Source organism: Pontibacillus salipaludis (assembly GCF_014642405.1).
GTDB lineage: Bacteria > Bacillota > Bacilli > Bacillales > BH030062 > Pontibacillus > Pontibacillus salipaludis.
Window position 1 is genome coordinate 35,312 of record NZ_BMIN01000004.1, and the last position, 13,205, is coordinate 48,516.

At 39.0% G+C, this 13,205-nt stretch carries 12 protein-coding genes and 1 other annotated feature; of the genes, 5 read left to right on the forward strand and 7 right to left on the reverse strand.

The window, feature by feature from the left end:
- Positions 1–68 precede the first annotated feature (68 nt).
- Together IEW76_RS05860 and IEW76_RS05865 are read right to left on the reverse strand one after the other, a co-directional pair.
- Complete coding sequence (locus IEW76_RS05860; protein WP_188651816.1) at positions 69–1,184, reverse strand: NAD(P)/FAD-dependent oxidoreductase; 1,116 nt, start codon at positions 1,182–1,184, stop codon at positions 69–71.
- Positions 1,185–1,393: 209 nt separating this feature from the next.
- Complete coding sequence (locus tag IEW76_RS05865) at positions 1,394–2,236, reverse strand: LysR family transcriptional regulator (RefSeq protein WP_188651818.1); 843 nt, start codon at positions 2,234–2,236, stop codon at positions 1,394–1,396.
- 38 nt (positions 2,237–2,274) lie between these two features.
- On the opposite strand from IEW76_RS05865, the gene IEW76_RS05870 reads away from it, so the two are divergent.
- The 3 genes from IEW76_RS05870 to glnA all read left to right on the forward strand — a co-directional run bounded on the left by IEW76_RS05870 (position 2,275) and on the right by glnA (position 6,108).
- Positions 2,275–2,895 (forward strand): YczE/YyaS/YitT family protein, encoded by a 621-nt coding sequence (locus tag IEW76_RS05870; RefSeq protein ID WP_188651820.1) that lies wholly within the window; start codon positions 2,275–2,277, stop codon positions 2,893–2,895.
- Between the two features lie 84 nt (positions 2,896–2,979).
- Positions 2,980–3,191: a binding site (T-box leader), on the forward strand.
- A 57-nt stretch (positions 3,192–3,248) separates the two neighbouring features.
- Positions 3,249–4,589, forward strand: coding sequence for a sodium-dependent transporter (locus tag IEW76_RS05875; protein WP_188651822.1), 1,341 nt, complete (start codon positions 3,249–3,251; stop codon positions 4,587–4,589).
- Positions 4,590–4,797: 208 nt separating this feature from the next.
- Complete coding sequence (glnA, locus tag IEW76_RS05880) at positions 4,798–6,108, forward strand: type I glutamate--ammonia ligase (protein WP_188651824.1); 1,311 nt, start codon at positions 4,798–4,800, stop codon at positions 6,106–6,108.
- A gap of 109 nt (positions 6,109–6,217) precedes the next feature.
- Here glnA and IEW76_RS05885 read toward each other — a convergent pair whose 3' ends face one another.
- The 5 genes from IEW76_RS05885 to IEW76_RS05905 form a co-directional block, all read right to left on the reverse strand.
- Positions 6,218–6,844, reverse strand: coding sequence for an FMN-dependent NADH-azoreductase (locus tag IEW76_RS05885; RefSeq protein WP_188651826.1), 627 nt, complete (start codon positions 6,842–6,844; stop codon positions 6,218–6,220).
- Positions 6,845–7,123: 279 nt separating this feature from the next.
- Positions 7,124–7,267: a hypothetical protein gene (locus tag IEW76_RS05890; protein WP_188651828.1), complete on the reverse strand. Its 144-nt coding sequence runs from the start codon at positions 7,265–7,267 to the stop codon at positions 7,124–7,126.
- Between the two features lie 208 nt (positions 7,268–7,475).
- Positions 7,476–8,507: an Ig-like domain-containing domain gene (locus tag IEW76_RS05895; RefSeq protein WP_188651830.1), complete on the reverse strand. Its 1,032-nt coding sequence runs from the start codon at positions 8,505–8,507 to the stop codon at positions 7,476–7,478.
- A gap of 487 nt (positions 8,508–8,994) precedes the next feature.
- Positions 8,995–9,789: a S8 family peptidase gene (locus IEW76_RS05900; RefSeq protein ID WP_188651832.1), complete on the reverse strand. Its 795-nt coding sequence runs from the start codon at positions 9,787–9,789 to the stop codon at positions 8,995–8,997.
- 359 nt (positions 9,790–10,148) lie between these two features.
- Complete coding sequence (locus IEW76_RS05905) at positions 10,149–11,591, reverse strand: poly-gamma-glutamate hydrolase family protein (protein WP_188651834.1); 1,443 nt, start codon at positions 11,589–11,591, stop codon at positions 10,149–10,151.
- Between the two features lie 248 nt (positions 11,592–11,839).
- Between IEW76_RS05905 and nadE the strand changes: the two genes are divergently transcribed.
- Entirely contained in the window at positions 11,840–12,589 is a 750-nt protein-coding gene (gene nadE / locus IEW76_RS05910) for an NAD(+) synthase (protein WP_188651836.1), read from the forward strand.
- 4 nt (positions 12,590–12,593) lie between these two features.
- Positions 12,594–13,154 carry a cysteine hydrolase family protein gene (locus tag IEW76_RS05915; RefSeq protein ID WP_188651838.1) on the forward strand — a complete coding sequence of 187 codons (561 nt, stop codon included), beginning with the start codon at positions 12,594–12,596 and terminating at the stop codon, positions 13,152–13,154.
- The last annotated feature ends 51 nt before the right edge of the window (positions 13,155–13,205 follow it).

Genomic DNA, 13,205 nt, shown 5'->3' on the forward strand with positions numbered 1-13,205 from the left:
CTACACCTTTCTCCACAAACAGATGCACAACCGCCTCATTCTTGGGGTTGTGCACCTAATTGTACATTTTATTCAATTGCTCCAGTGACGTCATATGGAGTTAAATCAATACCTGATGGACGGCTTAATGCGAGGTTGGCCAATTCAAAACCAAGATAAGGACCACTTGTTAGCCCAGAAGCTCCCAGGCCATTGGCAACAAGAAGGTTATCAAATCCAGGAACATTACCGATGACAGGAAGAAAACCTGGCGTATAAGGGCGAAACCCTACACGACTCTCAACAAATGTTCCGTTCTTTAAACCAGGCGCGATTGGTAATAGCTGCGAGAAAATGTCATGAAGTCCACCTGCTGTGACATGATTGTTAAAGTCTTCATTTTCTTCGTGAGTTGCCCCCATTACAATCCTCCCTCTCTCAAAAGGAAGAACATATTTATTTGTAGGAGGCATAATAACAGGCCACTCGCTTGTATTGGTTTCTGATATAGAGATATGTGCAATCTGAGCTTTTTGAGAAGAAACTAGAAATTGAACGCCAAGAGGCTCTAGCATTTCTTTAGACCAAGCTCCACCGGTCACAATCACTTTCTCTCCAGATAAAAAATCACCATCAACATTGACCCCTGTTACAGTCGTACCTTCAAAGGAAAGGGTCGCATCTCCATACAAGATATGCGCTCCATGTTTTTGCGCACCATTAATTAAAGCGTTACGAAGTGCCCTTCCATCCACGCGAGCTCCTCCGCTAACATAAACAGCTGCATACTCCTCAGAAATAGGAGGGAACATTGCTTTCGTCTCTTCTCGAGTTAATTTTTTAATTTCTCCTATTTCTGGTGCATCCTCCCGACGCTTTTCAGCGAGCGTAACGATTTTATCAAGCTTCGCATCATCCGTATGAAGCTTTAGTGCACCTACACGCTTATACCCTGTATCGGTTTGTCCATCTCCTTCAAGTTCACGAACCAATTCAGGGTAATACCGAGCACCATTTTTCACTAGCTGATACCAAGCTTTGTTCCTTCGCTGAGAAAGCCAGGGACAAACCATACCAGCTGCAGCATCTGTAGCCTGGCCTTCGTCTTGTCGATCAACCACCGTCACCGGGACTCCTTGCTTAGCTAAATGATAAGCTGTGGAAGCCCCCATAATACCCGATCCAACTACTATATATGACTTCATAATAACACCTATTCCTTCATTACTTTGTACGCTGTCATTTTACAAGATAATAACCTCAGACTCAATTTCCCACCAATCGACATATTTCCCGGGTAATCTTTAAATGATCCAAATAATCCCTGGAAGTGGTTAAACGAGCGCTGATATAACTACAAGTTATAGAGTGGTCAAAAATATATATTTCCTCTTTTTTACCTTCCCTCTTATACTTAACACCAAGAAGGACGAAGAAGGTCATACAGCAGATCGAGCACCGGCTTAGTAGATGCATGGAGATACATGTCCCTTTTTAACGGCTCACCTTTAATAGGGACAAAGACTAGCCCTTTGTATTCGATATGTCTGCTCATCATTTTAGGGAGATAAGCAATCCCCACACCAACAGACACGAAACCCGCCATAGCATGATAATGAGTTTCAAAAATATCCGGTGTCATCCCCTGTTCTTCCATTCTTTCTTGAAGTCGATTATAAAATGGAGTCCCTTTAGGCGTCGTAATTTGAGGGTGTTGAAAACACTCTTCAAGAGTTACGCTTTCTTTTGAAGCCAACGAATAACTTAGAGGAATGGCCGCAACAAATCTATCTTCAAATAAGAACCTAGAATATACAGCTTCTGCTGTAGCGATATCCTGAATGATCGCAGCATCAATCTCTCCACTTTGGATCATGGGTAAAAGATCTCGATTATCATCTTGGATAGCTGTTATGTAGATATTTGAGTTCTGTATCTTTTCATAGTGTTCATGCAAGAAATAGGAGCTGAGAATGGGAGTGGATCCGAACCTGATCTCATCATGATTCATATGCTGGTAAACTTTCTGTTCAATCGCAAAAAATAAAGGCTCTATGTCTTGATAAAAGGCATACCCCTTGTGAGTTAATTCAATCCCTTTTGAAGACCGCCTAAACAAGGCGAAACCTATCTCTTCCTCCAACAACTTAATCTGTTTACTTAAAGCAGGTTGAGATATATGGAGCTTATTACTCGCTTTCGTAAAACTTTTTTGTTTGGCCATTTCTATAAAGTATTGAAGCTTTTGTAATTTCAACTACTTCCCTCCAGTCTATATACAAAGGAGTTCATTCTATGATTATTAAACGCACACGCCTATATATACTAGGTATGCTTATTACCCACTTAGGAACTGCCCTTTCAGTTAAGTCTACCATCGGAGCCGGATTTTGGTCAGCTTTCTTTGTAGGAGCTAGTCACTCAATAGGGCTGACACCAGGGATGTGGTTTGCCCTTTCACAAATTACGCTCGTATTTATAAACGCTTTCTTATCTAATAGACAACCTGTTTGGTTAGCATTCATACCTATTATAATTGAAAGTGTCTTTTTTGATTTCTGGCTAACCTTTGCCTTTAACAATGTATCCCTTGCCAACGTACCTCTGGCCTATAGAATCATCACTTTTATAAGCGCCCTTACGATCGCAAGTTTCGGCATAAGTTTATACCTCTACACAAACCTCCCTCGCTCACCGGTGGATCAATTATTTGTAACCATTAGCGAGAGGTTTCGTTTATCCATTGGGTTATCCCAATCCATCATCGCCGCAACGATTACACTATTCGCCTTTTTATTAGGAGGCCCGATCGGAGCCGGGACAGCCATTAGCGTCTTTTTATTAGGACCATTTATACAAACATGGGTTAACATCTTATCTCATTCTAAACACATAAAAAGGATTCAATACTCCTGAACATTTTTCCATTCGCAATATACTCTGAACTAGTTATTGACACCCCTCCTTGTTCGTGATAAAAATTGATTAACTTCATATCAACGAACAGCTTTGAAGGAAAGCAAGTAACTCTCCTGTCCCTGCCTCAGAGAACCGATGATGGTGCGAAATCGGTACAAACAAGAGTAGTGAATTTTCATTTCTGGAGCTTCTTACGCAAGTAACTTTAAGACGGTGACGACCGTTATACGTGTAAAGTCATGAAACACTCGTTTCATAACTAGGGTGGTACCGCGATAAAAGTCGCCCCTACATTTTGTAGGGGCGACTTTTTTTGTTTCAAGAATTATACGTTTGAGAGGAAGATGAGAATGAGTCAGCAAGAACAATGGTCTTCAAAGATTGGATTTATTTTAGCAGCAGCCGGGTCCGCAACAGGACTTGGAGCTATTTGGAAATTCCCCTATATTGCGGGACAAAACGGCGGAGGGGCTTTTTTCATCACCTTTATCGCTTTTACGATTTTATTAGGATTACCATTATTGTTAGCAGAGTTTTCCATAGGCCGTACAGCGCAAAATAATGCTGTCGACTCTTATCGCACGATCGCAAAAGGAACAAAGTGGCACTACGTTGGTATATTAGGGATGGTCACTTCTTTTATCCTATTATCTTTTTATAGCGTTGTTGGCGGATGGATTGTTATCTATCTATTAAAGACTATAACCGGAGGTATGTCAGGGCTTTCTTCAGCTCAATATGGAGAAGTGTTTGGTCAAACGATATCGAACCCTCTACTAAGCATCAGCGTCCAGTTCTTATTTATTTTAATTACAATACTTGTTGTTTCAAGGGGAGTTCAAAAGGGAATTGAGAAAGCTAGTCGTATCATGATGCCTGCTTTATTCGTATTATTCTTAATATTAGTTGCAAGATCTTTAACTTTAGAAGGTGCAGGAGAAGGAATCGCTTTCCTCCTTCAACCTGATTTCTCAAAAGTAACATCCCAAACGGTTTTAGAAGCAATGGGACAATCATTCTTCACATTAAGCGTAGGGGTTTCCGTAATGGTTACTTACAGCTCTTATCTCCCTAAAAATCAAAGTTTACCTAAGGCAGCTTCATCAATCGTAGGGATTAACATATTAATCGTTTTATTAGCAGGTTTGGCCATTTTCCCTGCCGTCTTTTCTTTCGGTCTTGAGCCAGGTTCTGGCCCTGTACTTCTATTTAACGTTCTTCCTACAGTATTCAGCCAAATGCCTTTAGGAATGGGCTTTTTCACAGCCTTTTTACTTCTATTCTTATTTGCAGCTTTAACCTCTGCATTTTCCATGCTAGAGATAATCGTGTCTGTCCTATCAAAAGGGAATGAAAGATTACGCCAGAAATATGCTTGGATCATAGGTCTATCCATCTTTATTGTGGGAACCCCTTCCGCATTATCATTTGGTGTTCTCGGAGATGTAACACTATGGGACAAAACTATTTTCGATCTAGCCGATTATGCAGTCAGCAATATTTTAATGCCTATGGGAGCATTGTTAATCTCTATTTTTGTTCCGTTAAAAATGAAGAAATCTGAACTCTACGAAGAATTAAAGAGAGGGAGCACCTTAAAAAGAGCTATCTTTAATGTATGGTATTCCTTAATACGTTATGTAGCACCTATCCTAATCATCGCAGTTATGATTGATGTTATAACTGGATAATTTCTGAATAGTAAAAAAGATCTATTTTTTTACTATTATGAGCGACTACAATAGGCTTCAGTTAATATGAACGAACAAAAATACATCATGTGAGCTTTCCTAACATGTAACTTTGTGTTAGAATTCCTTACATGATAAATAAAAGGTTAAGCATTCCTGACTTTGAATGCTAGTAATCTACTACAAACTATTAAGGCGAGGGTATTAAATGACTTTTACTAAAGAATCCATTAAGCAAGAAGTTCACGACAAAGGCGTAGAATTTATTCGACTTGAATTCACAGACATGCTTGGAGACACAAAAAACGTTGAGCTCCCTATTGAAGAGCTTGAAAGTGTTCTAGAAAACGAAGCTATGTTCGACAGTTCTTCTATTTCTGGTTTCTCTGATATTCAAGAAAGTGATATGTATCTATATCCAGACTTAAGCACGTTTAAAGTATTACCTTCAACAGTAGATGAAGACCCTGTTGCACGTTTCATTTGCGACATTTATACAACGGACGGAACTCCTTTCGAAGGTGATCCACGTTATATCCTAAAACGAGCAATGGAAGAAGCTGCTGAGATGGGCTATACCGTAAACGTAGGTCCAGAACCAGAGTTCTTCTTGTTCAAACTGAATGACGAAGGTTACCCGATCAAGAAGATGAATGACCGTGGTGGTTATTTCGATGCTTCTCCAATTGACAAGGGTGATAAAGTGCGCCGCGATATCGTACGCACACTTAAGAAATTTGGCTTCGAGATGGAAGCTTCTCACCACGAAGTAGCTATGGGACAACACGAGATCAACTTCCGTTTTGATGACATGCTACGCGCTGCAGATAACATTCAAACATTCAAAAGCGTTGTAAAAGACGTAGCAACAAACCATGATTATCACGCTACGTTCATGCCTAAACCAATTGCTGGAGAAAACGGTTCTGGTATGCACTGTCACCTTTCTCTATTTAAAGATGGCGAGAGCGTATTCTGTGATGAAAAAGACGAAGACGGTATTTCAGTAACAATGAAGCACTTCATGGGTGGTATCTTAAAACACGCTCCTGGTATTGCTGCTATTACGAACCCGAACGTCAACTCTTATAAGCGTTTAGTTCCTGGTTACGAAGCACCTGTAAGCATTGCTTGGTCTCACTCCAACCGTAGTTGTATGATTCGCGTCCCTTCAACTCGCGGTAAAGGAACTCGCTTTGAAGTCCGTAACCCAGACCCTACAGCAAACCCATACCTTGCTTTAGCGGTAACGATTCAAGCAGGACTTGAAGGAATTCGCAATAAAGTTGATCCAGGTGCAGCTGAAACACGTAACCTTTACGAGGTACATGACGACAGCGTACCAACCCTTCCTACAAACCTAAAAGAAGCACTAACAGCGCTTCGCAAAGACAAAGTTCTTATGAACGCTTTAGGTGACCACACTTCAAGCATTTACCTTGAAGAAAAAGGAGAAGAATGGACAGAGTATTCCCTACAAGTAAGTCAGTGGGAAACAGACAAATATATGAACAAGTAAGTTTCAAAAGCACAAGTGCCCGTTTAGCAACGTATAGACTTTAGTCTAAAGCTAGACGATTATACAAAAAAGGAGACGATCCTAAGATCGTCTCCTTTTTTATACTTAATTAGAACGTTTGCGCTGCATCTTTTGCTCTAGCAATCGCATTTGCTTTAATTTCTTCTGCTTTCTCAGGCATGGCTGCATGCCCTTCTACAAATAATCCTTCGAATGATGGCACACCAAACAATTGCATAATCGCATTTAAGTAACGATGCCCCATTTCCAATCCAGCTGCAGGACCTTCAGAATAAACCCCACCGTTCGCTTGAATATGGAAAGCTTTCTTATCTGTGAGAAGGCCAACAGGACCTTGCTCTGTATATTTAAACGATTTCCCAGCAACGGCTACTGAATCAATATATGCCTTCATCACAGGTGGGAAAGAGAAGTTCCACATTGGGTTTACGAAAACATATTTATCAGCATTAACAAATTGATCGCTAAGTTCGCCTAGGCGATCTACTTTCGCTTGCTCAGCGTCACTTAATTGATCACCTGATTGTAATTTCCCCCAACCACTGAAGATATCTGCATCAATTTGAGGAATATCTTCTTTGTAAAGGTCAACATGGACGACCTCATCATTAGGGTTTGCCTCTTTATATGCGTCAATAAATTCCTTGCCTACACTCATACTGAAAGAAGTTGTTTCATCATGCGGATGAGCGGTTACGTATAATACTTTAGCCAATTCTAATCTCACCTTTCAGATTTTTTCGTAGACATAGTTTATACTATATCTACATTCCTAGTATTTATTTCGAAAATGAGTATCTTTAATTCGAGATTAATTGTAATATTTTTTTCTCATTTTCGCAAGGTATCTGCATAAAATAGTTATCTTCAACCTTTCTTTGATTATTAATATTTTGAGATAAGTGGCACTACTTATTCAGTAACCGTTGTAATAAATTTAAAACATAAAAAGAAAGACGAAAATCAAATTGATTTCCGTCTTCTTCTCTTCTCATTATTCTGTTTCATCCATGTAATGTGTATATGGGTTTGCCGAAATTTGCTTTCTCATTTCATCAGTTAGTTCAACCTTATCGTGTTCGACTAATTCACCACTTACCGGTGCACTTCCATCATAATGCATTGGCTTGCCTTCCATAAAAGCCCTCCCTTTGTATTAGAAGTAGTATATGTACAATAATATGGACAAATGATAACCGATTCATGTGTCCTATGATTATTTTACTATATAAAATACATACACACACCCTAATACTTACACTTTTAACATTAAATATCATTTAATGAATGGTATGGAATCTACTATTAAGAGAGACATTAAAAGAACGAGCTCAGAAGTTCCCTTTTTATTCAATTGTAAAATTCATCTGTACTGCTTGTTTTAAACCTATCCCTTGCTCACTTGTAATATCTTTCGCAATAAATAATGTATACGTCTCACCTGAATTGTATGATTTTTCAGGGGCCAAGGACACAGTTTTACTTACTTCATCGTAAGAAACTTGAACTGGCACAACTTTCATTTCATCATTAAAGACTATGAAATTCAGCTGATCAACTGCCTGTGCTGAAAGGTCTGCGTTAAATTGGATATTCCATACCTTATCTGAATTAATGTTCTCTTTAGATCCAAAATCCTCCTTCTCCCCATCCTCCACTTTCTCTGTTACTTCTTTTTCCCTCTTCTCAAGCTCCTCTTCCATTTCATTCACAGATTGACGCAACTCTGCTAATTCGTCATACAATTCATTAAGTTGGTCTGTATAACTGTGATTTAAGCCTAATCTCTTTTCTGACCAATCTGATAGATGATTTATGTATCGTTCCACTGCATCTAATTTATTGTGCTGAGCTTGAAGTTTCCCACTAAAGCTATCCGCTTGATCATCATAATTTTCTAATTCTTCTTCCTCTTCTTGCTCTTTTACATCTGTTACAACTTCTTCATATGTTATCTCTTCTTGCTCTTCTTCTTCATATGCTATCTCTTCTTCTTGCTTTTCTTCTTCACCTGCTACCTCTTCTTCTTGTTCTTCTTTATCTGGTAACTCTTCATCCTCCTCTCCTTTTTCTTTAACCCCATCAAAAAACTCTTCCATCCTGTCACTTATCTTTTGGTTTTGGACGGTTATTCGGTTCAGACGGTTTTCAAGATTTTCGATTCGTTTATTTACCGCTTTTTCCTGAGCTATTTTCTTCTTTTCCTTAGAATCTTGCTCAAAACTTCCTCTCTCATTCTTTTCTTTTTGTTGCTCTTTTGCAATCTTCACATAGTTAGATTCCTTCATTTGAGGTTCAGCACTCGTAACAACAGGCATTGTACTTAGTAAAGCAACTGTAGTTAGAGTAGCAAAAACTTTTTTTACATGGCGGTTCATATTAAAATTCCTCCCATTAAAAGCTTAGTTTCTTTTTATTTCGGATTAAATCCATAAAATAAAAGTCCTTTAACAATAAGGAGGATAAATGAACCACTTTTAATCCTATAATTGGATATATATTGAAGTGCTACCAAGATCTACTTCACTAACAGCAGCCTAGGAAAGAGAATAAGCCTCCCCCGAACAATCACCAACTAAATAGCCCCATGTCTCAAAAGATATATTTGTGTGTAGTTTCTTTTCGTAAAACTATACATCTATCCCGTGATGAATCTTTTCTCCAATAAGTCCTTCAAAGGAGTCATACATCGATAGCTCTGGATTCTCACACTGTATTGTATAAGCTAAAAAAACACCGCTAACCCCTGCACTAATAATCTTTACATCATCTTGTCACTCTTCCTCTTAAGCCATCCATTCTGGAAATAGCGAAAAGGCACTTTTAATCTATTGTAGACAAAAGCGCCTCTTAGAAAATGCCCCGTTATTGTGTAGCTAGAAAACGATCAAGTTCCAGCACCCTATATCCATCCTTTTCATAGAACGAAGTAAGCTGCAGCAAAAAGCGTGCGTCATCATTCGTCATGTGGGGCTGGATCTCTTTGAAATAAGCAAGCATACCTGATACTGAGCCCGCCGCAAAACTCGTCCCGGTTTTTCTAACTACTTCACCACCAAGACTAGCACCTTCGATCAGTACTCCCGGAGCCAAGAATTCTATATCAGCACTCCTGTTTCCATTCTCATAGAGATGATCGCTGTAGGTGTTATACCCACCGACTGCAATGACCTCACCTAGGCTAGCAGGGAAGCTAATGCGATCGGTTCTTCCATCATTTCCACTAGCTCCAACGAAAACGACTCCTTTACGTTCCCCAAAGCGAATAACCCAAGACGTAAAAGGGTTCGCCACTTCGGACATACTCAAATTTACAATATCCGCCCCTTTTACTACGCTATAAAAAATACCTATAAAAGACGTACCAATACCCGCACCATCTTTTCCCAATGTTTTCACTGGCAATAACGTTGCATTAGGTGCCACTGAATGAACAACACTGGCAATATGTGTACCATGACCATGATCATCCATAGCATCTCCATCCCAGTTAAAGAAGTCATATCCCTTTTCAACATGTCCTTCAAGCAAAGGGTGAGTTGGATCAATACCAGTATCAACTATAGCCACAATCGTCTCTTTCGTATCAAACTCAGCTAGTTCTATATAAATGAAAAAACCAGTTATAAGAAAGACATAAAACAAAAAGACTTGTTTCATGCAAATCCCTCCATATTTATATATATGAAGAAATCGTTACGTTGATATGTTTAATTTTACAAAATATTTAGAATATTTACCATACCTTAATGTTTTAATTTTCCATCCCTCTTGCACGGATAACTTGAGGTTAAGAGATTTTTATGTGGATAGGGCCGATACGTTTGTTGAGGGCGTGGGATGTCAGGGGAACGACTCGCTTTCCGCGGCCCCACACGATGTGGGATCGTTCGACGTTGGCTATTGACGTGACGGTCTTAGTCGAACTTCTCCTATTCTTGAATGATTTTTTTAAATATATAGCGTCACTCAACTTAAAACCAAAAAAATGAGCACCCTTAGGGAGCTCATTTTTAATGTTATTGACTATTCTTCCAAGCCGTATAGTTATGGATGGCAATGCCCTTAAAGCCTGGTTGAGCTTCTTCCATAAAGTATGTTCTTACTTTAGCAATTTCGCCTTCTGTGTAGTTTAGAGACTTCCCGTCAAAAGATACATAATCAATCTTATACGGATTCAGTTCTACCCCTACTTCAACTTTTGGGGATTTGGCATGCAATACTTCATTTTGGGCTAATGAGGTAATACTGTTTGATCCAAGTGCTGTATTACGATACGACATGATCGACACATAGTCTTGCATATCAATCATTTCCTTATAAAAATCTGCATCATAATCATTTACTGAACTGTTATCAGTCCAAAATGGCATAGCGCTTCCGACGATGAAACCGTAATCCTTTGCATATTTCACGTAAGATTCCGCCGATTGCTTCCATTCCTTTACAGCTTGTTGTCTATTATCATCCCACATTGGGAGAGAGTATGGTTCAACGTCAAAGTGGATCCCAATAAATTTTTGATTCTGTTCCACTTTTTGATTATACGCATGGACTAGATCAACTCGTTTAAGAGCATCACTTGCATGGGCGTCTTGCCCCCACAAGGGACTTCCAATTAGTGCGTGGACTTTAATTCCATGTTTAGCGGCATTTTCAATAAAATATTGATATGTTTTTACATCCACCTTTGGATAAAAACGCATATAAAGTTGATCTACCTGTTGATTTGCCAAGAATTCTATGGTCTCATCTGGTTTGTCTACAAAGGGTTCAGACTTCCACATCCACACGCTTTTCTGAGTATTGTATTCATTTATAGCGTCTTGTATGGCTGCAACATACTGAAAATAGGTTTCAGATTTAGACGCTTCATTTTTAAATGTGGAGCTTGTATAATCTCCACCTTCAAAGAATGCTGACCACTGTGCATCTGTAATGAGAAGGTTTAGTCCAGGTGAGGATGTCTGAATTACCGCAGAATCTTCAGAAGCTGCTAGTCCATCTCGTACGGTAAATCCTAGTCGACTTAAATGCTTTTTCACTAAGTATTTTAGTTCTTCATCAAGACCTGACAAAGTAGTCATGGGGATCGTTCCTGAACTGCCTTGGATGGAAATTCGTGCTGAAGGGGTTTGATCGAGTTCAAATATATTGGATGTGTCAGATTGAATAAACAAATCGGATCGAGCATCCAATTCTCGAGTCATGGAGTAATAATTATGTGTGGAACCCGCTATTTCTTCTACTAGTAAAGACGTCGCTTGAAGATATTCTTCTCCTGGTAAGTCAATGTTAACTAGTGTATTGGAGTTTGTTTGATTTAAAAGCAATTCCCAGCAACTTACCTCACAGTAAGTGGTCGTCTTAGTTCCTTCTGCAGTAACCACTTTACTAGGTAATAGTGCAAGGGCAAAAATAAGGGCAAACGCTACTTTCATCATTATCTTCATTGATTTCATGACCTATTCTCCTATATTTTAATGTGATTTTATACCCATTCCTCTATTAATATCGTACAAAGTTCAAAAAGGTTAAGCTTTTTTTACTATTCAATAAGATAAATATACTAGTCAAATCGACACAATTAGATCCTTAAGACTCAGACCTTATGTCATGGTTACTCATGCACGCATGAACGTTTACTATTTGCCAAAAGAAGGAACCTACCTTTATATAAAGACCAGACAGAAAGGACGATGATTCAGCCATGGAAAAAAAAGTAGAATACTTAACAAATTGGATTAAAGAAAAGGTTGAGGAAGCAGGTGCTAATGGGGCACTTGTTGGAATAAGTGGAGGTATTGACTCTGCGGTTGTGTCTTCCTTAATAAAACGCGCTTTCCCTGAACAATCCTTAGGTGTCATACTACCTATTGACCAAGAAGTGGAAGATCAAGAGGATGCGGTAACTCTTGTAGAACAAATTGGATTAAATTATATAGGGATCAATTTAACCACCCCCTATCAAACCACTCATGCAACTATAAGAGAAAAACTTAAGGAAAAAGGTGATTGGCAAGAAGAACGTTCTCAGTTAGGAGGAGCTAATTTACAGGCTCGACTACGTATGAGCACTCTATATGCCGTAGCTAACCATTATGGGTATTTAGTGATAGGAACTGATAATGCAGCAGAAGATTTCACTGGCTATTTCACAAAGTACGGAGATGGTGGGGTCGACCTAGTCCCCCTAATTAATCTTCGCAAAGAAGAAGTAAGAGAACTAGCTGAGTATTTAGAAGTGCCTGATTCCATCATTCACAAGAAACCTAGTGCTGAATTATGGGAAGGACAATCTGATGAAGACGAGCTTGGAGTTTCTTACGACTCTATTGATGACTACCTTCGCGGAGAATCTATATCTAAAAAAGATGAAGAACGAATCCAACAACTTCATAAGAACACTCAGCATAAAAGACAGGTTCCCGCTGGTCCTGCACCATATGAAGGAGAGTAATCGTATGAGGCAACACCAGACGGCCTTGATTCTTATAGATATGGTAAACAAGATGGACTTTGAAGGTGGAGAGGATTTACTAGAAAATACCTTAAATATCGTAGAACCCCTTAAGAGTTTGAAAAATCAAGCTAAAGAGCAAGGCCTGCCTACTATTTATGTAAATGATAACTTCGGATTATGGCAAGAAAATGTTTCCGACCTGATTGAAGAATGCAAGGAGGGAAGAGGAGAATCGGTTATTAAACATATTTCCCCAAAAGATGATGACTATTTTATAATTAAACCGAAGCATTCGGGTTTCTTCGGAACTCAACTAAGCATCTTACTCAACAAACTAAGGGTAAATAACCTAATTTTAACGGGGATTGCAGGGGATATATGTGTCCTCTTTACAGCTAATGATGCCTACATGAGGGAATATAACATCTGGATACCAGAAGATTGTGTAGCTTCAGAGCAGCTAGAAGATAACCAAAATGCATTAAGAATCATGGAACGCTCGCTATCAGCTAACACGACAAAATCGAACCAATCCAGCATTCAAGAAGCATTTCTACCATAATTTATTCAATACAAGAGATAGATGTCTAGCTTTTAAAAGAGTAGGAGGAAT

Excerpts from the sequence above, each read along its gene's own strand:
- IEW76_RS05895 (WP_188651830.1), bottom strand. The coding sequence starts at position 8,507 with ATGAACCGCCATGTAAAAAAAGTTTTTGCTACTCTAACTACAGTTGCT.
- IEW76_RS05905 (WP_188651834.1), bottom strand. The coding sequence starts at position 11,591 with ATGAAATCAATGAAGATAATGATGAAAGTAGCGTTTGCCCTTATTTTT.
- IEW76_RS05900 (WP_188651832.1), bottom strand. The coding sequence starts at position 9,789 with ATGAAACAAGTCTTTTTGTTTTATGTCTTTCTTATAACTGGTTTTTTC.
- IEW76_RS05875 (WP_188651822.1), top strand. The coding sequence starts at position 3,249 with ATGAGTCAGCAAGAACAATGGTCTTCAAAGATTGGATTTATTTTAGCA.
- IEW76_RS05915 (WP_188651838.1), top strand. The coding sequence starts at position 12,594 with ATGAGGCAACACCAGACGGCCTTGATTCTTATAGATATGGTAAACAAG.
- IEW76_RS05860 (WP_188651816.1), bottom strand. The coding sequence starts at position 1,184 with ATGAAGTCATATATAGTAGTTGGATCGGGTATTATGGGGGCTTCCACA.
- glnA (WP_188651824.1), top strand. The coding sequence starts at position 4,798 with ATGACTTTTACTAAAGAATCCATTAAGCAAGAAGTTCACGACAAAGGC.
- IEW76_RS05890 (WP_188651828.1), bottom strand. The coding sequence starts at position 7,267 with ATGGAAGGCAAGCCAATGCATTATGATGGAAGTGCACCGGTAAGTGGT.
- IEW76_RS05870 (WP_188651820.1), top strand. The coding sequence starts at position 2,275 with ATGATTATTAAACGCACACGCCTATATATACTAGGTATGCTTATTACC.
- nadE (WP_188651836.1), top strand. The coding sequence starts at position 11,840 with ATGGAAAAAAAAGTAGAATACTTAACAAATTGGATTAAAGAAAAGGTT.